10 protein-coding genes are annotated in these 23,349 nt (G+C 47.2%); 6 read left to right on the top strand and 4 right to left on the bottom strand.

Annotated elements, in window-relative coordinates:
• Positions 1 to 28: 28 nt before the first annotated feature.
• Positions 29 to 211 carry a hypothetical protein gene (locus A6D97_RS01480; RefSeq protein WP_017064086.1) on the top strand — a complete coding sequence of 61 codons (183 nt, stop codon included), beginning with the start codon at positions 29 to 31 and terminating at the stop codon, positions 209 to 211.
• A gap of 74 nt (positions 212 to 285) precedes the next feature.
• On the opposite strand, the gene A6D97_RS01475 is transcribed toward A6D97_RS01480, so the two are convergent.
• The 3 genes from A6D97_RS01475 to A6D97_RS01465 form a co-directional block, all read right to left on the bottom strand.
• Positions 286 to 1,647 (bottom strand): TRAP transporter large permease, encoded by a 1,362-nt coding sequence (locus tag A6D97_RS01475; RefSeq protein ID WP_065583682.1) that lies wholly within the window; start codon positions 1,645 to 1,647, stop codon positions 286 to 288.
• A 2-nt stretch (positions 1,648 to 1,649) separates the two neighbouring features.
• Positions 1,650 to 2,405 (bottom strand): TRAP transporter small permease, encoded by a 756-nt coding sequence (locus tag A6D97_RS01470; protein ID WP_029235189.1) that lies wholly within the window; start codon positions 2,403 to 2,405, stop codon positions 1,650 to 1,652.
• A gap of 64 nt (positions 2,406 to 2,469) precedes the next feature.
• Complete coding sequence (locus A6D97_RS01465) at positions 2,470 to 3,465, bottom strand: TRAP transporter substrate-binding protein (protein ID WP_016788636.1); 996 nt, start codon at positions 3,463 to 3,465, stop codon at positions 2,470 to 2,472.
• 346 nt (positions 3,466 to 3,811) lie between these two features.
• On the opposite strand from A6D97_RS01465, the gene A6D97_RS01460 reads away from it, so the two are divergent.
• A complete protein-coding gene (locus A6D97_RS01460) occupies positions 3,812 to 4,219 on the top strand; it encodes a thioesterase family protein (RefSeq protein ID WP_004736070.1) in 408 nt (135 codons plus the stop codon).
• A gap of 75 nt (positions 4,220 to 4,294) precedes the next feature.
• Here the strand turns inward: A6D97_RS01460 and A6D97_RS01455 are convergent, their stop codons facing one another.
• Entirely contained in the window at positions 4,295 to 5,107 is an 813-nt protein-coding gene (locus A6D97_RS01455; RefSeq protein WP_017067744.1) for a 4'-phosphopantetheinyl transferase superfamily protein, read from the bottom strand.
• A 721-nt stretch (positions 5,108 to 5,828) separates the two neighbouring features.
• Between A6D97_RS01455 and A6D97_RS01450 the strand changes: the two genes are divergently transcribed.
• The 4 genes from A6D97_RS01450 to pfaD are packed head-to-tail and all read left to right on the top strand — an operon-like array spanning position 5,829 to position 23,318.
• Positions 5,829 to 13,643, top strand: a complete 7,815-nt coding sequence (locus A6D97_RS01450) for a type I polyketide synthase (RefSeq protein WP_065583681.1) — start codon at positions 5,829 to 5,831, stop codon at positions 13,641 to 13,643.
• Positions 13,643 to 15,691, top strand: coding sequence for a PfaB family protein (locus tag A6D97_RS01445; RefSeq protein ID WP_065583680.1), 2,049 nt, complete (start codon positions 13,643 to 13,645; stop codon positions 15,689 to 15,691). The genes A6D97_RS01450 and A6D97_RS01445 overlap by 1 nt, the downstream gene beginning before the upstream one ends.
• Entirely contained in the window at positions 15,688 to 21,642 is a 5,955-nt protein-coding gene (locus A6D97_RS01440; protein ID WP_065583679.1) for a beta-ketoacyl synthase N-terminal-like domain-containing protein, read from the top strand. Before A6D97_RS01445 ends, A6D97_RS01440 begins: the two co-directional genes overlap by 4 nt.
• Positions 21,643 to 21,680: 38 nt before the next feature.
• Positions 21,681 to 23,318 (top strand): eicosapentaenoate synthase subunit PfaD, encoded by a 1,638-nt coding sequence (gene pfaD, locus A6D97_RS01435; RefSeq protein WP_065583678.1) that lies wholly within the window; start codon positions 21,681 to 21,683, stop codon positions 23,316 to 23,318.
• The last annotated feature ends 31 nt before the right edge of the window (positions 23,319 to 23,349 follow it).

Below are 23,349 nucleotides of genomic sequence, written 5' to 3'. Positions count from 1 at the left end.
ATATGTCGACTTTAAGGATAAGTTGCATATGAATGAAAAAACGACCATTCCTGTCATTGTAGATACAGTGCTGATTGATGACCATTATGAAGTAGAAAGAAGATCTGGGCGCGAGCGAAGAAAGAAAAAAGTACGCTGGAAAGGTTATGACAGGCGTTTAAGCGGCACAATAAGGCGCGGGAAAAATAAAGCGATAGATGAAAAGGTGTAACTCTTCATCTATCGCCGTTATTTACATTGATAATGAAACCGTTCGTTACACTAGCCGTGTAACTAAACAGCCCACTACTTGGTTATGATTTCCGGTCCCATCAATGCGGTCGGTAACCATGTAGATACCCACGGCACGTAAGTGACGATAATCAGGAACAGGAACATCACGCCTACCCAAGGCAGTGCCGCTTTCACCACGTTCATCATCGACATCTTGGCGACCCCGGCGGTCACAAACAAATTGAGCCCGACAGGCGGCGTTATCATCCCTATCTCCATGTTCACTACCATCATGATACCTAGGTGGATTGGGTCGATACCGAGTGCAATCGCGATTGGGAAAACCAGCGGAGCAACAATGATCAGCAAGCCTGATGGCTCCATGAACTGCCCACCAATCAAGAGTAAAACGTTCACTACAATCAAGAAGGTGATCGGCCCTAAGCCTGCAGATAGCATAGACTCAGTGATCATTTGAGGAATGCGTTCTTCGGTCAGTACATGCTTAAGAATCAGAGCATTGGCAATGATAAACAGCAGCATGATCGTCAGCTTGCCTGCATCGTAAAGTGTGTCTTTGGTGTCTTTATGGAAAAACGTTTGGAACACCTTAACCAAAGCAGGCTTTGTATTGTTCTTGTCAGCGAAAGGCCCCATATCTTTATAGATAAAGTTGGCAATGAAGAAGGCATACACCGCAGCCACTGCCGCCGCTTCTGTCGGAGTAAAGATGCCGCCGTAGATACCACCTAGAATGATGACAATCAGCAGCAAGCCCCAGCTCGCATCTTTCGCAGCTGCGAACATCTCGCCCCAGCCCACAAATGGCTGTGCCGGAATCTTCTTAATACGTGCTGCGATGTAGATAGCAATCATCAACATCACACCCGCCAGCAAACCAGGAATAACGCCACCTAAGAACATACGACCTACCGATACATCGGTCGCCGCCGCGTATACCACCATCACGATGGACGGTGGAATCAAGATCCCCAACGTACCTGCGTTACAGATAACCCCTGCCGCGAACTCTTTTGAGTAGCCGTTTTTGATCATACCTGCGATAACGATACTACCGATCGCCACTACCGTTGCAGGAGATGAACCAGAAAGGGCTGCGAACATCATACATGCCACAACCGACGCCATCGCCAAGCCGCCGCGGAACCAACCCACCATCGCGATAGCAAAACGGATAATACGTTTCGCCACGCCACCAGTAGACATAAAGCTAGAGGCCAAGATAAAGAAAGGAATCGCTAAGAGTGTGTAGTGGCCTGCAAATGCATTAAACAGCGTTTGTGCGACTGAAGCTAATGACGCATCTGAGTGCATCAATAAGAATATTACGCTCGATAAACCGAGGGAAATTGCAATTGGTACACCGACCAACATGAAAGCAATTACCATTAAAAATAGAAATAACATTGCCATGATTAGTCTTCCTTACCGTTAGATTTTGTACTCGACTCATTCGCTTTGTTCTGCGGAGTCGAATTCAATACCGCTGTTGCATCTTCGTCAGGGCCCGCTAGCACGTCTGCTTTCAACGCATCCAGCTCTTCTTCGGCTTCGTGTCCTGCAATCATGCGGTCAAGCTTGCCTGTGACGACTTGGTAAGCAACTTGAGCAAAACGGAACGTTAGCATTGCCATACCAATCGGCAGCGCCATATAAGGAATAAAACGTGGCAGTTTCTCGTATCGCTCGCCTTCATTCAGCCAGTCAGCAAGAAACTGAAGCATCTCTGGCATTGGAATATCGTCGGTCTCGTACCATGCGCGATCGGTCGCGAATGGGTACCAATAATTCCAAGAACCGATAAGAAGTAAGATTGAAAATGCTAGGCAGCTTGTCACGGCGATGAGCGCATACACTTTGCGTAGCTTTTCTGGGGCAAGGTTGATGATCACATCAACACCAATGTGGAAGTGTTTTTTAACGCCATAAGATGCGCCCACTAACACCATCCAAGCAAACATGAACACGGTCAGTTCCAGTGCCCATAAGATGTTGTCATTGAATGCGTATCGAAATACCACGTTAGCAAAAGTAAGTAGCGTCATTGCGCCAAGGAAAAATGCGATTAGTGACTCTTCAATCACATCCGTAACTCTTCCGACTTTGGAAAAAAGAGAGGTTTCCAGTGCTGATTCGCTAGAATTTGGTTGTTCCATTTGAGGCTTTTCCATAATTGACTCCGCTTATAATTGTTTTAATAAGGAGTGACGAATACTCGCCACTCCCTTAGCGGTGTTATTGGTTTGAAGCTAACGCTGCATCGATAAGGTCTGAACCGATGTCTTTTTCAAACTTCTTCCATACTGGTTGAAGTGCAGCTACCCATGCTTCACGCTGTTCAGGCGTAAGTGTACGAACCTCACCACCCGCTTCGATGATGTTGTTTTTGTTCGCTAGGTTAACTTTTGAAGATTCTGCGTTTCGCGTCTCAGACACTTCTTGAACGATAGTGCCAAGCTGTGTGCGTACATCTTCAGGTAGGTCTTTCCAGAAGTCGTTTGACGTTACAACTAGGTAATCCAAGATACCGTGATTAGTTTCGGTCACGCCGTCTTGTACTTCAAAGAACTTCTTACCGTAGATGTTTGACCATGTGTTCTCTTGACCATCGATAACTTTAGTTTGCAAGCCACCGTACACTTCTTTGAAAGACATCTTCTGTGGGTTAGCGCCTAGTTGTTCAAACTGAGCCACCAATACATCCGATGCTTGAACACGGAATTTCAAACCTTTTGCATCTTCAGGGCTGATAAGAGGTTTGTTCGCCGACATCTGTTTCATGCCATTGTGCCAAAACGCAAGACCTTGCAGGCCACGACGCTTCATCGCGTTCTTCAGCTTTTCACCAGATTCTGAGTTTTGGAAACGGTCAACGGCTTCTACGTCTTCAAATAGGAAAGGAAGGTCAAAAATGCGGTATTTCTTAGTGAACTTCTCAAATTTTGACAGCGATGGCGCCGCCATTTGAACATCACCATTTAACAGGGCTTCCAGTACCTTATTATCATCGTAAAGTGTTGAGTTAGGGAAAACTTGCATACAAGCTTTTCCATTCATTTCTGTGTTTACTCGCTCTTCCAGTAAAGAAGCGGCGATGCCTTTCGGGTGCTTATCGGTATTGGTTACATGACTGAATTTAATCACGATTTCACCAGGGTCACAGTTTGCAGCAGCATTAAAACTTGTGAGCGCCAGAGCAGATACAGACAGCAGGGTAAGAGGCTTAAACATTATTATTCTCCTTAGTAAACAAAGCAGCCCTTCAATGGGAACTGCGTGCTTTCACTAAGGCAATTAGCGCGCCATATTGACACAATTCATTAACAAACCTTTAACCGCAAGGCTTCATCAGATCTGCCTGCAGTTGTCGCTAACTCGCTACAAAAATTAATGGGTGGAAAATGACACATAGAATATTTGTAAATGGGTGGGAGTTGACCAAAGCATCAGTGATAAATGAGGTCTGACCAAAAGCCCCTTTCACGATGATGCCTTGAAGTAATTTCAACCTATCCTGTAGAGTGCTGCACAACTTAGTCAGATTTACTGATCCACTACTTACCAAGAGTTGCTACCCATGAGTCAGATCTACCATCACCCAGTACAGATTTACTACGAAGATACCGATCACTCAGGTGTGGTTTATCACCCTAACTTTCTTAAATACTTTGAGCGTGCGCGCGAGCATGTGTTGGGCAGCGATAAACTGGCAGAGTTGTGGAATGAACATGGACTGGGGTTTGCGGTGTATAAAGCCAATATGACCTTTCAAGACGGCGTTGAGTTCGCAGAGATCTGCGATATCCGAACCTCTTTTGAGCTCGATGGCAAATACAAAACCTTATGGCGACAAGAGGTATGGCGTAAAGATGCAACCAAACCTGCCGTGATTGGTGATATCGAGATGGTTTGCCTAGATAAAGACAAACAACTTCAGCCTGTACCCGCAGAAGTATTAAAAGCGATGCTTGGCGAAACGAGTTAGCCAATATTACGAATGGCTGAGAGCGAGCCGTGTTCAAGATTAGAAGCTAAAGGTTCTAGTGTAACGAACGTAAACTCAGCCAAGTAGCTTCGATTTGGGGAAGCACTTAATCTCTAATTGCATAGGAAGCGTTGCACCACCAAGCGTCACGGCAAATCGAAACTGGTTATCCAGCCTTCCTAAACTGCATTGCCAATCTGTTGAAGTATTGTCATTTTCAGCAGCATCCAACCCTACACCGTTATGGACAATGATTCCTCCATGTAACTCTGGTCGTAAACCCGACGAATGAACTGGCAGCGTTTGTTGAGTTAGATTGGAAAAATCGAACGAAAAACTTTTCAATGATGTGGCCAACCCCTTACCTGTCGCTTTGATGTACGACTCTTTCAGTGCCCACAAATCAAAAAAACGTTCTCTTTGAGATACCTCATCCAGCTCGAGTAAATCGTTAATCTCAAATTCCGAAAAGTAATGCTTCATGATCGCCGCGATGTTGGTCGAGCTTCTTGCATGTTCTATATCCACCCCAAGCTGTAGTGGTTGCCCTTTCGTTCGGCAGACAGCAATCAGTAAATGATCTTGACTGTGGCTAATATTGAAATTCAGTCCGGTTTTGTGTTGCTGCTCTGCAATCAAGCTTGGTTTGCTTTTTTCACCATACTCAAATCGCCACTCTTCAGCCGTCAAATCAGAGTAGATCGACAGAACCTCTCGTAAGTAGTTACGAACATAGAGCGCTTGGATCTGAGATGAAGGCATTCGATAACGCTCAACCTTAGCGACTTCATCGTCGGTCAGTTTCTGTTTAAGGCACGACACATGATCAGTACCTTCATCCAAATTGCTTAGAGAACAAAGCCACAAATCAACGACTGGTGTTTCCATCTTTTGAGCACTCACTTCTTAAAAATCACTATTCATAAAGCCATCAATAAAACATCAAAACGAACAAATTTAACTCACCTATATTTTGAGAGAAACATAGAGAATTTGGGCAGGAAACACCCTTCATATGCGGACTTAAAACTAATTTTTCAAATAATAACAAATTAAAACACAGATCACACTTAGCCTTACGGAACAGGCATCTATTAAATGTTACTTACAAAAATCTGACATAGATCTCACCAAGTCAAAAAATAGAGCATAAACACTAAAAAACCACTCATATCCATTAATTATCAATAAGTTAATTGCATTAAAAATACAAAAAATAAAAGTTCAGTAAAATCATCTGGTCTGAACAGATCATAGTGGCCTCTGGGAGCATTGTATCGGCCACTCACCTCGGGTAGCCTGCTCAACCATTAAACAAATTCACACGTTTTTATTGCGGATACCTGCTTTGCATAAAGCAGTACTTTGGACAGGATTTAAATGGACATTAACCTCACATTCGAATACCCCCTTCACGCATGAAACACGTTCTCAACGTCTGCAAGTCAATGAACTTCGCACCCCCTATTTCAGTCAGGTGGCCAACTTTCGGCAGCCTTACTCTTCAGCTGCGTTTGCCCAAATCTGTTTCAGATTTATTTTCGATTCAATTAAAAGCGCAGCCTCAAAACACGACATCGCCCTCAGTGATTTCAAGTGGAGACTCATAATGAGCCAACCCGAAAAAAATACACCGGAATCAGTCGACGACACTCGACTTAATAAACGTCTTAAAGACATGCCTATTGCTATCGTTGGTATGGCAAGCATGTTTGCGAACTCTCGCTACCTAAACAAATTCTGGGATTTGATCAGCGAAAAGATCGATGCAATTACCGAAGTGCCTGATACACACTGGCGCCCAGAAGATTACTACGATTCAGATCGTACTACGCCAGACAAATCTTACTGTAAGCGCGGTGGCTTCATCCCAGAAGTTGACTTCAACCCTATGGAATTCGGCCTTCCGCCAAATATCCTAGAACTGACTGATACGTCACAGCTGCTATCTCTGATCGTGGCAAAAGAAGTACTTGAAGATGCGAAACTTCCTGAAGGTTACGATCGCGATAAGATCGGTATTACACTCGGTGTAGGCGGTGGTCAGAAGATCGCTCAAAGCTTGAATGCTCGTCTTCAATACCCTGTTTTGAAAAAAGTCTTCAAGAGCAGTGGCATCAACGACGAAGACAGCGAAATGCTGATCAAAAAATTCCAAGACCAATACATCCACTGGGAAGAGAACTCATTCCCTGGTTCATTAGGTAACGTAATTTCAGGTCGTATTGCTAACCGCTTTGACCTTGGTGGCATCAACTGTGTAGTAGATGCTGCGTGTGCAGGTTCTCTAGCCGCAATGCGCATGGCACTGAGCGAGCTGGTTGAAGGCCGCAGTGAAATGATGATCACTGGTGGTGTGTGTACTGATAACTCACCAACCATGTACATGAGCTTCTCTAAAACCCCAGCATTCACTACAAACGAAACCATTCAACCTTTCGACATCGATTCAAAAGGCATGATGATTGGTGAAGGCATCGGCATGGTTGCTCTTAAGCGCCTTGAAGATGCTGAACGTGACGGCGACAGAATCTACTCAGTGATTAAAGGTGTCGGTTCTTCTTCGGATGGTAAGTTCAAGAGTATTTACGCGCCTCGCCCTGAAGGACAAGCAAAAGCACTCAAACGTGCTTATGATGATGCAGGTTTCGCACCGCACACGCTTGGCCTACTAGAAGCGCACGGCACAGGTACTGCAGCAGGCGATGTTGCTGAATTTGGTGGCTTAAACTCGGTATTCAGTGAGAACAATGAAGAGAAGCAACACATTGCGTTAGGCTCTGTGAAATCTCAAATTGGTCACACTAAATCAACCGCGGGTACTGCAGGTTTAATCAAAGCTGCCTTAGCACTGCACCACAAAGTACTGCCGCCAACGATTAACGTATCGGCTCCGAATCCTAAACTGGATATCGAAAACTCGCCGTTCTACCTAAACACACAAACGCGCCCTTGGATGAAACGTGTCGACGGCACACCACGCCGTGCAGGTATCAGCTCATTCGGTTTTGGTGGCACTAACTTCCACGTGGTATTGGAAGAGTACACACCAGAGCACACTCGCGGTGACAAATACCGTCAACGCCAAGTGCCGCAAACTCTGTTATTCAGCGCAGAATCTCGTCAAGCACTGATCAATGAACTTAAACAGGTTTCAACTCAAACTGCAGATGCAGCGTTCAAACTGGAAGCGCTTGCTGAGCAACACGCTCTACGCGAAGTTGACGCTAAGCATGCTCGTCTTGGTTTAGTTGTAACTGACCAAGCAGACCTTCAAGCGCAACTGACTCAAGCGATTCCTATGCTTGAGAGCCAAACCAAAGCACATTGGCAGATGCCAAACGGTACTAGCTACCGTGAGTCAGCACTGATTGCTGAAAACGGCACTAGTAAAGTAGCAGCGCTATTTGCAGGTCAAGGTTCGCAATATCTCAACATGGGTCGCGAGCTTGCTTGTCATTACCCAGAGATGCGCCAACAGCTTGCTCAAGCGGACCAAGTATTTGGTCAGCACAAGAAGACGGCTCTGTCCCAAATTCTATTCCCCATTCCAACCTTCACACCAGAAGCAACCAAAGCTCAAGAAGCGGTGTTAACCAACACGGCCAATGCGCAAAGTGCAATTGGTACTGTGTCTATGGGTCAGTTCGACATCATGACTCAAGCTGGCTTCAAAGCAGACATGGTTGCAGGCCACAGCTTTGGTGAACTAAGCGCACTATGTGCTTCGGGTGTTATCTCGCAAGACGATTACTACCAACTAGCTTTCGCTCGTGGCGATGCGATGGCGGCGACACCTGAACAAGGCGACAGCGGTACTATGTTTGCGGTCATTCTAGACGCAGACAAACTTCCAGCCGTTGAAAGCTGCATCAGCCAATTTGAAGGCGTGAGCATTGCCAACTACAACGCTCCGACTCAACTGGTTATTGCAGGTCCAACTGCGACGGTTCAACAAGCAGCACAAGCGCTAACTGAACAAGGCTTCAAAGCGATTGCTCTGCCAGTGTCTGGCGCTTTCCACACACCGCTTGTTGCTCACGCTCAAAAACCATTTGCTTCTGCAATTGATAAAGCTTCATTCAGCGCTCCAACACTGCCGCTTTACTCAAATGCAACGGGCAAGCTGCACAGCAAAGACGCTAAAGCGATCAAGAAAGCGTTCAAGCAACACATGCTGCAATCGGTTCGTTTTAGCGAGCAAATTGAAGCGATGTACGAAGCCGGTGCGCGTGTATTCGTTGAGTTCGGTCCCAAGAACATTCTTCAAAAGCTGGTTGAAAAAACACTGGCTGATAAGAACGAAGAACTTTATGCAATCAGCATCAACCCAAACCCTAAAGGCGACAGTGACCAACAGCTTCGTTTAGCTGCCGTTCAACTGTGCGTGGCTGGTGTTTCATTAGACAACATTGACCCTTACCAAGCTGACATTGCTGAACCTGCAAAGGCATCACCAATGAACATCAAGCTGAATGCAACCAACTACATCAGCCCTGCTACTCGTAAGAAAATGGATCAATCATTGGCTTCGGGCAACGTCACCGAAAAGACTGAGATTGTTGAAGTGAAAGTTGAAGTCGAGAAAATCGTGGAAAAAGAAGTGATTAAAACAGAAATCGTTGAAGTACCTGTGGCTGCTCCTCAAGCTTCAAATGTACAACAGTCAGTTGCAGCAGCGCCAAGTGCACAAGTAGCTCAGCAACCTCAAGTGGCGCAAGCTGCACCAGCGACTATTCAACCAACAGCTTCAGTAACGGTTGATGAGTCTTCACTGCAATCATTCTTCAATGCTCAACAACAAGCAGCAGAAGTACATCAGCAGTTCCTTGCGATTCCTCAGCAATACGGTGACACGTTCAACACCCTAATGTCTGAGCAAGCGAAAATGGCAACAGCAGGCGTAGCAATTCCTGAGAACCTACAGCGTTCTATGGAGATGTTCCACCAGCACCAAGCTGAAACGCTAAAAGCTCACGCTCATTACCTAGAAATGCAAGCGCACAGCAACAACTCAGCACTTAACATGCTGACGCAAGGTTCAGTCGAAACAGCACAACCAACCTTCATTGCTTCTGTAAATGCTCAGCCAGCGATTCAAGCTCCAGCTACTCCAACAGCTATCGTCCAACAGCCTGTAGCTCAAGTACAAGCAGCACCTGTTAAAAATGTGGTAGCTCAGAAAGCTCCAGTACAGAAAGCCGTTCCTGCAGCTCAAGCAGCAGCGCCTGTTGCAGCCCAACCTGTACCAGTTAAAGCACAACCAGCTCCTGTAGCTGCACCAGTAGCAGTACAATCAGCCGATGCTGAAAAAGTAATGCTTGAAGTCGTTGCCGAGAAAACGGGTTACCCAACGGAAATGCTTGATCTAGAAATGGACATGGAAGCAGACCTTGGTATCGACTCAATCAAGCGCGTAGAGATCCTTGGTACCGTTCAAGACGAAATGCCAAACCTACCTGAGCTGAACCCTGAAGATTTAGCTGAATGTCGTACTCTTGGTGAAATCGTTACCTACATGAACAGCAAGATGCCAGCATCAGCGCCTGTGGCAGCAAAGCCAAGCGCAACTGCTCCTGTTCAAGCTGCTAACGGTCTTGATGCAAAAGTCGTTCAACAAACCATGCTAGAAGTGGTTGCTGAGAAGACAGGTTACCCAACGGAAATGCTTGATCTAGAAATGGATATGGAAGCAGACCTTGGTATCGACTCAATTAAACGTGTTGAGATTCTTGGTACGGTTCAAGATGAACTGCCTACTCTTCCAGAGCTAAACCCTGAAGATTTAGCTGAGTGCCGTACTCTTGGCGAAATCGTTGCTTACATGAACAGCAAACTTCCGGCTTCTGCTCGTGTAGTCGCTCAAACTGCAGCAACTTCAGTTCAAGCAGCTAGCGGTTTAGATGCGGCTGTCGTTCAGAAAACCATGTTAGAAGTAGTCGCAGAGAAGACGGGCTACCCGACTGAAATGCTAGATCTAGCAATGGATATGGAAGCTGACCTTGGTATCGACTCAATCAAGCGTGTTGAAATTCTAGGTACGGTTCAAGACGAGCTACCAACTCTTCCAGAGCTAAACCCTGAAGACCTCGCTGAGTGTCGTACTCTAGGCGAGATAGTCGACTACATGAACAGCAAACTTCCAGCTTCTGCTCCAGTAGCGGCTCAAGTATCTGCACCTACGCAAGCAGTATCAAATGGTTTAAACGCGGAGCAAGTTCAAATCACAATGCTGAGCGTAGTGGCTGATAAAACAGGCTACCCAACAGAAATGCTTGATCTAGCAATGGACATGGAAGCAGACCTTGGCATCGACTCAATCAAACGTGTTGAGATCCTTGGAACAGTTCAAGACCAGCTACCAACATTGCCAGAGCTAAACCCTGAAGATCTAGCTGAGTGTCGTACTCTGGGTGAAATCGTTGCTTACATGAATACTAAAAGCATGAACAGCAAGCTAGGCGCTAATGAAGATCCTAACGCAACACCGGCTCCAGAAGTCGCTGCAGCAACTGTAGAAAGCACGAGCAACGACCTAAATCCTGCTCATGTTCAATCAACCATGATGGAAGTGGTTGCCGACAAAACTGGCTACCCAGCAGAAATGCTAGACCTAGCGATGGACATGGAAGCAGACCTTGGTATCGACTCAATCAAACGTGTTGAGATTTTAGGTACAGTTCAAGACCAGCTACCAACGCTGCCAGAACTAAACCCTGAAGACCTAGCTGAGTGTCGTACGCTTGGTGAAATCGTTACTTACATGCAAAGCAAGCTATCCGCTGCTGCACCCGTAGCGACTCCAAAAGCTGAATCAGTAACGCCTATCGCAGAAACAGCGACAGCGGAACTTCCTCCACACAATGAGGTAGCGCTAAAAAAGCTACCAGCGGCAGATAAACTCGTCGATTGTTTCTCAAAAGACGCTTGCGTCGTGATCACAGATGATGGTCACAACGCTGGTGTTCTAGCAGAAAAGTTGACCGCTAACGGCATTCAAGTTGCCGTAGTGCGTAGTGCCCTTTCTGCCGCGTCACCTTTAAACAGTGAAATCGCAAGCTACACACTCAACAGCGTCGATGATGCTGGTGTGACTACAGTTATTAACGACATCGAAGCAGACCTTAAAACGTCAAACAAAGTGATTGCTGGCTTCATTCATTTACAAGCTATCGTTGATGCGAAACAAAGCAACGAGCAAGCGGTTAACTTGAATGCAGACTCCAGAGCTTCACTAACCACAGCGTTCTTATTCGCGAAGCACCTAAATGGCCAACTGAATGCCGTTTCTGGTCGTAGTGTGTTCTTCACACTAAGCCGTATCGATGGTGGCTTTGGTTACCTAGATACTAAGCAACTAGCGAATGCAGAACTCAACCAAGCCGCGTTGTCTGGTCTAACTAAGACACTGAGCCATGAATGGTCAAACGTGTTCTGCCGCGCATTGGATGCTGACGCTTCTATTGATGCTCGTCACCTAGCTGAAGCTATCACAGGTGAACTGTTCGATATCGATACCAACACGGTTGAAATCGGCCTTAGCCATACGGAAAACGGTGAATCTGGTCGTGCAACACTGATTGCGACAACACCAGGCGCTGCACAAACTAAAAACACAGGCGCTCAACTCACCAAGAGCGACAAAGTTCTCGTAACTGGTGGCGCTAAAGGCGTGACGTTTGAATGTGCACTGACGCTTGCTAAGCAATGTAAATCTCATTTCGTTCTTGCAGGTCGTAGTAAGCATATTACTTCAGTTGAGCTACCTCAGTGGGCACAAGGTAAGCAAGAGAAAGAGCTAAAACCAGCGGCTATCGCTCACCTACAAGCAACAGGTGACAAACCAACGCCGAAGAAAGTAGATGCCTTGCTAAAACCTGTATTGAGCAGCCTTGAAATCAACGCAGCACTTGCCGCTTTCAATGAGATCGGCGCGAGCGCTGAATACCTAAGCCTAGATGTATCGAACCATGAGTCAGTAGCGAAAACACTGGCAAACTTCGAAGGCATCACAGGTCTTATCCACGGTGCAGGTGTACTGGCTGACAAGCATATTCAAGACAAAACGCTTGATGAACTGAACATGGTTTACGGCACCAAAGTGGGCGGACTAGAAGCGGTTCTTGGTGGTCTTGATAGCAGCAAGCTAAAACTGATTGCGATGTTCTCTTCGGCGGCGGGTTTCTACGGAAACACAGGCCAAAGCGATTACTCAATGTCCAACGAGATCCTGAACAAAGCGGCTCTACAGCTGTCTGCTCGTAACCCTCAAGCGAAAGTGATGAGCTTCAACTGGGGACCGTGGGACGGTGGCATGGTCAACGCAGCACTGAAACGTATGTTTACAGAGCGCGGTGTGTACGTAATTCCTCTTCAGGCGGGTGCAGAGCTATTTAGTTCTCAACTACTGAACGAAACTGGCATTCAACTGCTGGTTGGTACGAGCATGCAAGGTTCTGACAACAAGGAAGCTGCTGTAAAAAAGCTTAATGCGGAGTCTGTGCACCTTGCAGAGAGTCCGCTGAATACAAGCATTACTGTGACACGTCATCTTGATCCAAAGGCATTGCCTTTCATTCAAGATCACTGCATTGCCGGTAACCCAGTGTTACCGACAGTGTGTGCCATCCAATGGATGCGTGAAGTCGCAGAGCAACTGTTAGGGGTGAACGTTAGCGTTCACAACTACAAACTGCTGAAAGGTGTGATTTTTGATACTGATGAAGTGAAAGAGCTGAAACTGGTTCTTTCCTCTGATGCTAAATCAAAAGATCAGCTAAAAGCAGTAATCAGCTGCCAAGGACGACCACAGTATCAAGCTCAGTTGCAAGTTGCCTCTGTGCAAATGTCTGAAGATGTTCAACAAGCGTCGACAAAACGCTTTGAAGCCAGCACTTCAGCACCTGTAACAACGGCACAAGCTCTATACAGTGACGGCACTCTGTTTCATGGACCAAGATTGCAAGGTATTACCTCAGTTGAGCGCTTTGACGACTTAGGCTTATTGGCTCAGTGCCAGTTGCCTCAGATTGAAAACAGCGACTGCGGATCATTTATTCCTAAGCAAGGCTTTGGCGATAGCCAACCATTTGCTGAAGATTATCTGTTGCAAGCCATGTTGGTATGGGCTCGATTGAAATACGGCGCGGCAAGCCTACCGTCTGCAATCGGTGAGTTTGTGTGTTACGCACCGATGCACAATGGTGACCAAGGTTGGCTAGAACTGAGCGTGATAAAAAGCACGACTCGTTCACTGCAAGCTGATATCTCGCTTTACCACCAAGATGGTCGTTTAAGCGCAGTAATGAAAGGTGCCAAAGTCACCATCAGCAAGAGCTTAAATGACGCATTTTTGCCAAAATCTAGCTCAGCAGTGCCGAAGAAAGAAGCGACTAAGAACCCAGAAAAGGAGCAATTGTCATAGTGACTGTTCCTACTAATAAAGCGATGCCATTGCGCATCGCTCTTTTAGCTCAGCCAGCAAACGCGGCTGAGCTTTCTGCCGACTTATTTCCCTCGTTCCCAGAGATGATAACTGTTGTGGTTGATGGCAATTTTAATCAAGCACTTGCTCACGCCATCGAGACAGTCAATCAAGGTAATGTCGTTAAGCTCTGTTTGGATCATCACTCACCATCATTGTTGATGTTAAGTGCGCTGAATGCTGCTCAGAATAAGATTCACCCACACGCGAATTTGGCGAGCTTTGTAGATACAGCTACCGGAAATAGCATTCAGCTAGCTCTGGATATTGCACGCCGCCCCGCTTCAGATTTAAGTCATCAACAGCAACACTCTGACTTATCGGCTTCGCAGCAGTTTGATGAATTGTTGAATATAGTTAATGCGATATCGAGCCGTTCATTACCGAGCCATTCATTACCTAACCATTACTGGTTCACTGAGCCAAACAAAGCACGTGTTGCTGCGTTAACTTTCAGTGACGATAGCCCAAAAGCCACCAGCCTGATATTGACTCAAGCGACCGGTTTGCACGAGCCAAAGCCATTGCTATCCAGCGAGAGTTTGATGTTTGTGGTTTCTGGCTGCGAGCAAACTGAATTGGTTTCTCAGTTGGCCTCACTAAGAGCTGAGCTTAAATGCGTTAGTGATTCGGCAGACAGAGAACTTGCTATCGCCAGCTTGATGTATTCAAACCTAAGTCATTTCCAAAGCGCTCAACACAATGCTGACTGTGGTGCGAATATCGTGATTCAGGCGGCTTCAATCGATGCTGCACTGCAAGAGATCACAGCGCTAGAAAATGCGTTGCCAAAAATAATGGCTGACAATAGCCAATACAAGACTCCAGCAGGCAGTTGTTTCTCACCAAAGCCTCAAAGCAAAGGTGGCGTTGCATTTGTTTACCCTGGTGTTGGCACGGTTTATCCCGGTATGTTGCGCGATTTTCACCACCATTTCCCACAGTTATTTGCTCGTTTAGAACGTGAGGGTAACTTGAAAGAGATGCTGCAGGCAGAGAAAACCTACGCTGAAGATTCGCAAGAAATGTCGCTTAGTGAATTGGCAATTGCCGGTGTAGGCAGTAGTTACCTGTTAACACAACTGCTATGTGATGAATTCAAAGTGCAGCCAGATTTCGCTTTGGGTTACTCCAAGGGTGAGGCTTCCATGTGGGCCAGCTTAAATGTTTGGAAAAACCCACATGCGCTGATTGAGATGACTCAAACTAGCCCTATTTTCACCACGGCAATTTCTGGCGAACTCACTGCAGTGCGTCAAGATTGGCAGCTGAACGGCGACGAAAGCATCCAATGGAACAGCTTTGTGGTTCGCAGTGATGCGCAAGCGATTGAGGCTCTGTTACCAGAGTTTCCACGCGCTTATCTCGCTATCATCCAAGGTGACACTTGCGTACTGGCAGGTTGTGAAAGCACATGTCGTGCATTGCTCAAAAAACTGGGTAAACGTGGCATTGCCGCGAATCGTGTTACCGCAATGCACACCACACCAGCATTGAGCCAACATAGCCAAGTGCGTAAGTTTTACACGCAACCACTGTTCGACGAATTGCCAAAGCATATCCGCTTTATCAGCGCAGCAGGTCTAACGACGGGCGCACCAATCAATATCGACAGCGACAGCATCGCCCTTTCAATTGCCGATACTTTCTGTTCGACGCTGGATTTCACCGCGTTGATCCAGAGTGTGCGTCAGCAAGGTGCTCGTCTGTTTGTCGAAGTAGGTGCCGATCGTCAAACCAGCACATTGATCGACAAGATCAATCGTAGCGACAACGTAGCCGACCAGTACTGCACAATCGCTTCCAATGCCAAGGGTGGTGACGATATTGTCACGCTCATCAAGTGTATTGGCCAGCTCATTACTCATCAAATTCCACTGTCTGTCGAGCCACTTATTCAAGGGCTAGAACAACAGATCACCGCCGCTAAGCAATTACGTGGTGTGCCTCAAGGCAGCGCAGTGAATCATCAAGGAGAGCTAGTATGAGTTCTCAATCGAACCAGTATCAGGCTCAAACTAAGAATAAGCAGCAAGTGAAGTGCAATAAGATCGCGATTGTTGGTATTGCTAACCAGTATCCAGAAGCGGATACGCCAAAAGACTTTTGGCAAAACTTGCTAGATAAAAAAGATTCTCGCACCACATTAAGCGCTGAAAAGTTAGGTGCTAAACCTGAAAGCTATCAGGGCGTGCAAGGCGAATCAGACCGCTTTTACTGTGATAAAGGCGGCTACATCGAAAACTTCAATTTCGACAGCAATGGCTACCGCTTAACAGCTGAGTCATTCAACGGTGTTGACCAAAGTTTCCTATGGGCTTTGGACACCAGTCGTAAGGCTTTAGTCGACGCAGGTATTGAACTGAATGCTGATATTTTAGAGCGCACAGGCGTGATCATGGGGGCCCTTTCGTTCCCAACCACACGCTCAAACGACCTGTTTCTGCCGATGTATCACTCAGTGGTCGAGAAAGCACTACAAGCTAAATTGGCTAATGACCAGTTTTCACTGCTGCCAACCAATGAAACCGCGCAAGACCTCAATCCTATCAATGGTGCAGCGGCACATAACGCCTCTAAGTTAGTGGCTGATGCATTGGGTCTAGGCAACGTGCAGCTTAGCCTAGACGCGGCATGTGCAAGCTCAGTCTATTCATTGAAGTTGGCCTGTGATTACTTGAATACGGGCAAGGCCGACATGATGTTGGCAGGCGCGGTATCCGGTGCTGACCCATTCTTTATCAACATGGGTTTCTCCATCTTCCACGCTTACCCAGACCACGGTGTTTCGGTTCCCTTTGATAGCAACAGTAAAGGTCTGTTTGCTGGCGAAGGTGCCGGTGTTTTAGTGCTAAAACGTTTAGCTGATGCAGAACGTGATGGCGATAATATTTACTCAGTTGTCAGCGGTATTGGCTTGTCGAACGATGGCCGTGGCCAGTTCGTATTAAGCCCAAATAGCAAAGGACAAGTACAAGCCTTTGAACGCGCTTACGAGGCATCAAACCTAACACCAGACAGCATTGAAGTGATTGAGTGTCACGCAACCGGCACGCCATTAGGTGACAAGGTTGAGTTAACCTCAATGGAGCGTTTCTTTGCTGACAAATTGAATGGTTCTAACCCGCCATTGATTGGCTCTGCGAAGTCAAACCTCGGTCATTTACTGACTGCGGCAGGTATGCCGGGGATCATGAAGATGATTTTTGCGATGAAAGAAGGTGTTCTTCCGCCAAGTATTAATTTGGACAAGCCGCTATCGTCGCCAGAAGGTTTATTTGGCTCACAGACGCTACCAACGCAAGTTCAACCTTGGCCAAGTAAAGCGGGCAACTCAGAGCGCTGTTCGGGTGTTTCTGTATTTGGTTTCGGTGGTTGTAACGCACACTTACTGCTTGAAGCGTACTCAGATAAGAGTCATGTAAACCAGACTCTAGAGTCGGCATCTCCAAGCCTACAGCCGTCTAATTTAAGCATTACTGGCCTAGCGTCTCACTTCGGTTCTCTGCAAAGCATCAACGCGCTGAGCACTGCGATTGAAACCAACAACGATGCTTTCATTGCTTTGCCTAAGAAGCGCTGGAAAGGCTTAGACCAACATCCAGAATTACTGAATCAGTTTGGTTTACGTGGCATTCCAAACGGCGCGTACATCGACCAATTCGATCTCGATTTCCTACGTTTTAAAGTGCCGCCAAACGAAGATGACCGTTTGATCTCTCAGCAGTTGCTACTGATGAAAGTTGCAGACGAAGCGATCAAAGATGCCAAGCTTGTAGCAGGCCAAAAGGTTGCAGTACTCGTTGCGATGGAAACAGAGCTTGAGATGCACCAATTCCGTGGACGCGTAAACCTGCATAGCCAATTGGCTGACAGCTTTGCCAACATGGGTATTGAGCTAACACAAGACGAATACCAATCGCTAGAAACCATCGCGATGGACAGTGTGATGGACGCAGCCAAGCTGAACCAATACACCAGTTTCATCGGCAATATCATGGCTTCGCGTATCTCGTCATTGTGGGACTTTAATGGCCCTGCCTTTACGATTTCAGCTGCTGAACAGTCAGTTGCGCGTTGTATCGATGTCGCACAAAACCTGATGTCGCAAGAATCGATGGACGCAGTTGTTATTGCAGCCGTTGACCTTAGTGGCAGTGCAGAACATGTGATTATCAAGAACAGCGTGAGCCCAGTGTCGCTTGATCCAAAATTCGGACAACCGCAAGACGGCAGTTGGAATGTGGGCGAAGGCGCAGGTGCAATTGTTCTTGTGGAAGAAGGTCGAGTAGCGAGCAACCAAGACACAGCTTACGGCAGCATTAACGCCTTGGCCTTTGGCTCAAACGAGCGTAACAACGCCGTTGTTGATGAGTTACTGACTCAAGTCGGTATGAGCTCAAACGATGTTTCTCTGCTTGAGCTTAACCATGCACCTGAGTCTTTGTCACACGAGCTTGTATCTCTCAACTTAGAAGTTACCAAGACCACTCAAGCGAGCCAACGTGTTGGTCACTGCTCTGCAGCTTCTGGCATGGCAAGCCTGCTACACGGTCTCCTCAACCTGAACCTTGAGTCTCTGAATCCAAATATCAGCTCTAAGAGCGCGATTGTTGCCAACATCAGCGAAGGACAATGTTCACAGCTGCTACTAAGCCAGTCGAGTGTTGAATCTCAGTCACTTTCCGTTCGTTTAAGCAATGAACTGGCGAGCGATGCTAAACGTCAATTGGTTAAGCAAGTGACTCTTGGTGGTCGCGATATCTATCAACATATTGCCCAAACCCCAGTGACTAACTTGGCAACGATTCAGCAGAAAGCTTCTGGCAAACAAGCAGCAAAAGTGGCGTCGATTCCAACGACAGCAAACATCAAAGCAGCCCTTGCGCAAAAAGAGTTAGAGAAGAAGGCATTAGCGCAGAACGCGGTAGAGCCAGTCATCGAAACTCCTACATCAGTATCCCCTACTCTGGCGCCAACTCGCCACAGTCAGCTAACAGGTAACCACAGCAATATGACTCATGTCCTATCCGCTAAAAATGGCGTATCAAATATCGACGCTAATACGGATGCAGCATCACAGCCGTCTGTAACACCACACAACCAAGCTTTTGCTCAAAATCAGCAAGCAGCTCAACAGGTACACAAAGCATTCCTGCACACTCGAGCCCAAGGCATGCAGATGGCTGATGCGCTATTAAAAGCACAGTTAAACGCAATTACGTCTGGTTTAGATAGCTCAGCCGAAACATCAACTCAGCCTGTGCAAGCTCAACCAGCTCAGGTTCAGTCAGCGCCAGTAAACGCACTTGCGACACCAGCGCCAGTAAAACCTATCCGTAAGCCATGTATCTGGGATTACGATGATCTGGTTGAATACGCTGAAGGCGATATCGCCAACGTATTTGGTCCTGATTACGCGATCATCGATAGCTACTCGCGCCGCGTTCGCTTGCCAACCACCGACTACCTATTGGTATCTCGTGTGACTAAGCTCAATGCGACCGTTAACGAGTACAAGCCAAGCACAATGACCACCGAATACGACATCCCTGTTGATGCGCCGTATCTTGTTGATGGTCAGATCCCTTGGGCTGTAGCGGTAGAATCTGGTCAGTGTGACCTAATGCTGATCAGCTACCTAGGTATCGATTTTGAAAACAAAGGCGAGCGTGTTTACCGCTTGTTAGATTGTACGCTGACCTTCCTTGGCGACTTGCCTCGTGGTGGCGATACACTGCGTTACGATATCTCAATCAACAGCTATGCTCGCAATGGCGACACGCTGCTGTTCTTCTTCTCATACGAATGTTTCGTTGGCGACAAGATGATCCTGAAAATGGATAACGGCTGTGCGGGCTTCTTCACTGATGAAGAGCTAGCTGACGGCAAAGGTGTGATTCACACTGAAGATGAAATCAAGGCGCGTAAGCTTGCGACTAAGCAACGCTTTGACCCTATGTTACATTGCCCTAAAACGCAGTTTAACCACCAAGAACTGCGCCACCTACTGACTGCCAACATCGCAGAGTGTTTTGGCCCAACTCACCAATCTAATCGCCACCAGCCTTCACTATGCTTCAGCTCAGAGAAGTTCATGATGATCGAAAAAGTTAGCCGTGTTGAACCGCAAGGCGGCACATGGGGACTTGGTCTGATTGAAGGTCACAAACAGCTAGAGCCTGAACACTGGTACTTCCCTTGTCACTTCAAAGATGACTCAGTAATGGCTGGCTCTTTGATGGCAGAAGGTTGTGGTCAACTGCTTCAGTTCTTCATGATGCACCTTGGCATGCACACGCTTGTTCAAAATGGTCGTTTCCAACCGCTTGAAAATGCCCCTCAACAAGTACGCTGTCGTGGACAGGTGCTACCACAATCGGCAGAGCTGACGTACCGCATGGAAGTGACTGAGATTGGTCTAAGCCCTCGCCCATACGCAAAAGCTAACATCGATATTTTGCTGAACGGCAAAGTGATCGTTGATTTCCAAAACTTGGGTGTGATGATCAAAGAAGACGACGAATGTACTCGTTATCTGCCTTCTTTAGAAACAGCTGTCACGACCCCTGTTATCGAAAGCTTGGACCATAAAAGCTTAGGCCATACACCAGCAGTGAACCAACAGGCTTCAGCGAATGCACCACTGATGGCGCAAATTGAAGACCTAGCAACAGCGCCAAATAAAGGTGTGGTTCCTCTTCAACACGTTGAAGCTCCGGTAACTCCAGATTACCCAAATCGCACACCCGATACGGTTCCGTTCACGCCTTATCACATGTTCGAATTCGCAACGGGCGATATCGAGAAATGTTTCGGTCCTGATTTCTCTATCTACCGTGGCATGATCCCACCACGTACTCCGTGTGGCGACCTACAGCTAACTACTCGTGTTGTTGAGATCGACGGTAAGCGTGGCGACTTCAAGAAGCCTTCATCGTGTATCGCAGAGTACGAAGTGCCAGAAAACGCATGGTACTTTGATGAAAACAGCCACCAGACCCTAATGCCTTACTCGGTATTGATGGAGATTTCACTGCAGCCAAACGGCTTTATCTCTGGCTACATGGGAACAACATTGGGCTTCCCAAGTGAAGAACTGTTTTTCCGTAACCTAGACGGCAGCGGCAAAATGCTGCGTAACGTCGACTTACGTGGCAAAACGATCACCAACGATTCTCGTCTGCTTTCAACCGTAATGATGGGCACCAACATCGTACAGAGCTTCAGCTTCGAACTGAGTACTGACGGCGTGCCTTTCTACCAAGGTACAGCGGTATTTGGTTACTTCAAAGGTGCAGCACTGAAAGACCAACTTGGTTTGGACAACGGTAAGGTGACCCACCCTTGGCACGTTGATAACAATCGCACACCGGATGTAAACATCAATCTGTTAGACAAAACGACGCGTTACTTCAATGCACCCGTTTCGGCTACTGGCCAAGTGCAAGAGCACTACAAATTGGCTGGCGGTCGTTTGAACTTTATCGATACGGTGCAGATCACCAGCGATGGTGGTAAAGACGGTCTGGGTTACCTATACGCTGAGCGTACGATTGACCCAAGCGATTGGTTCTTCCAGTTTCACTTCCACCAAGATCCGGTAATGCCAGGCTCTCTAGGTGTCGAAGCGATCATCGAACTGATGCAAACCTATGCGCTAAACAAAGACCTTGGCGCTGGCTTCCGTAATCCGAAGTTTGGTCAAATCCAGTCTGAAGTGAAATGGAAATATCGTGGTCAGATTAACCCTCTAAACAAGCAAATGTCTCTGGATGTACATATCACTGCGATTAAAGACGAAGACGGCAAACGCATCATCGTTGGCGACGCAAACCTGAGCAAAGATGGTCTGCGTATTTACGAAGTGAAAGACATCGCAATTTGTATCGAAGAAGCCCCTGCTACCGATAAAGCTTCTGGTATCAATAAAGCTTAAGCCGCCATTAGAGACAGAGAATTAGGAAAGAATTTAGTATGACAACTCAAACTACTATCAATAACGAAAAGCTATCTCCGTGGCCTTGGCAGATCGAAGAGAGCACAACTCGCTTTGATAACGCAGCAATGTCGACAATATTGAAAGACTTAAGCCTTGCTTGTTACGTCGTGAACCACCCAGAAAAAGGCTTAGGCGTCAGCCAACAAGCTGAAATTACATCGGGTGATTCAGCAAGTGCAGCGAACAGCCAACCTGTTAGCGCATTTGCTCCTGCACTCGGTACACAAAGCTTGGGCGACGAAGAGTTTCGTCGCTGTCATGGCGTAAAATACGCGTACTACGCAGGCGCAATGGCCAACGGCATCTCATCTGAAGAGCTTGTAATTGCGCTTGGTCAGGCAGGCATTCTTTGTTCATTTGGCGCGGCAGGCTTAATCCCGTCTCGCGTTGAGCAAGCGATCAACCGTATTCAAGCAGCGCTACCAAACGGCCCTTACGCGTTTAACCTGATTCACAGCCCAAGTGAACCTGCACTAGAGCGCGGCAGTGTAGAGCTGTTTTTGAAGCACAAAGTGAAAACGGTTGAGGCTTCTGCCTTCTTAGGTTTAACACCGCAAATTGTTCACTATCGTGCTGCTGGCCTTAGCCGTGATGCACAAGGTGAAATCCAGATCGGCAACAAAGTCATCGCAAAAGTGAGCCGTACTGAAGTCGCAAGCAAGTTCATGCAACCTGCTCCTGTGAAAATGCTGCAAGCTTTGGTTGATGAAGGTCGAATCACAGCAGAACAAATGGAGCTAGCACAGCTGGTTCCTATGGCTGATGACATTACTGCAGAAGCCGATTCTGGTGGTCACACCGACAATCGTCCACTGGTTACCCTACTACCAACGATTCTTGCACTGAAAGAGCAAATCCAAGCACAGTACCAGTTCAAAACACCGCTGCGTGTTGGCTGTGGTGGTGGCGTAGGCACGCCTGACGCTGCTCTAGCGACGTTTAACATGGGCGCGGCATACATTGTTACTGGTTCTATTAACCAAGCCTGTGTTGAAGCTGGCGCGAGCGAACACACACGTAAGCTGCTTTCGACAACTGAAATGGCTGACGTGACTATGGCTCCGGCAGCAGACATGTTCGAAATGGGCGTGAAGCTGCAAGTGGTTAAGCGCGGTACCTTGTTCCCAATGCGTGCAAACAAGCTTTACGAGATCTACACACGCTACGACTCCATTGAAGCGATTCCAGTTGAAGAACGTCAAAAGCTAGAGAAGCAGGTATTCCGTTCAACATTGGATGACATCTGGGCAGGTACTGTTGCTCACTTTAACGAGCGCGACCCTAAACAGATCGAACGCGCTGAAGGCAACCCGAAGCGTAAAATGGCGTTGATTTTCCGCTGGTACTTGGGGCTTTCTAGCCGCTGGTCAAACACGGGCGAACAAGGTCGTGAAATGGATTATCAAGTATGGGCTGGCCCTGCACTTGGCGCATTCAACGCGTGGGCAAAAGACAGCTACCTAGATGATTACCAGCAGCGTAATGCGGTCGACCTTGCTAAGCACCTGATGCACGGTGCGGCTTACTTAGCACGTGTTAACCTGCTGACTTCGCAAGGCATCAAGCTTGATCCAGAACTAGCACGATGGAAGCCAACTCAAAGAATGGCGTAAATGACCTAAATGGACTGGTTGACGAGTAACT

The organism is Vibrio sp. ZF57, from assembly GCF_001691235.1.
In the GTDB taxonomy this organism is placed as follows: domain Bacteria; phylum Pseudomonadota; class Gammaproteobacteria; order Enterobacterales; family Vibrionaceae; genus Vibrio; species Vibrio crassostreae_C.
Note: the sequence above shows the minus strand (reverse complement) of the source record. Positions and strands in the feature narration are given on the sequence as shown.

Bases quoted from the DNA above. Each gene is read 5' to 3' on its own strand.
- A6D97_RS01480 (WP_017064086.1), top strand. From the start codon at position 29: ATGAATGAAAAAACGACCATTCCTGTCATTGTAGATACAGTGCTGATT.
- A6D97_RS01475 (WP_065583682.1), bottom strand. From the start codon at position 1,647: ATGGCAATGTTATTTCTATTTTTAATGGTAATTGCTTTCATGTTGGTC.
- A6D97_RS01470 (WP_029235189.1), bottom strand. From the start codon at position 2,405: ATGGAAAAGCCTCAAATGGAACAACCAAATTCTAGCGAATCAGCACTG.
- A6D97_RS01465 (WP_016788636.1), bottom strand. From the start codon at position 3,465: ATGTTTAAGCCTCTTACCCTGCTGTCTGTATCTGCTCTGGCGCTCACA.
- A6D97_RS01460 (WP_004736070.1), top strand. From the start codon at position 3,812: ATGAGTCAGATCTACCATCACCCAGTACAGATTTACTACGAAGATACC.
- A6D97_RS01455 (WP_017067744.1), bottom strand. From the start codon at position 5,107: ATGGAAACACCAGTCGTTGATTTGTGGCTTTGTTCTCTAAGCAATTTG.
- A6D97_RS01450 (WP_065583681.1), top strand. From the start codon at position 5,829: ATGAGCCAACCCGAAAAAAATACACCGGAATCAGTCGACGACACTCGA.
- A6D97_RS01440 (WP_065583679.1), top strand. From the start codon at position 15,688: ATGAGTTCTCAATCGAACCAGTATCAGGCTCAAACTAAGAATAAGCAG.
- pfaD (WP_065583678.1), top strand. From the start codon at position 21,681: ATGACAACTCAAACTACTATCAATAACGAAAAGCTATCTCCGTGGCCT.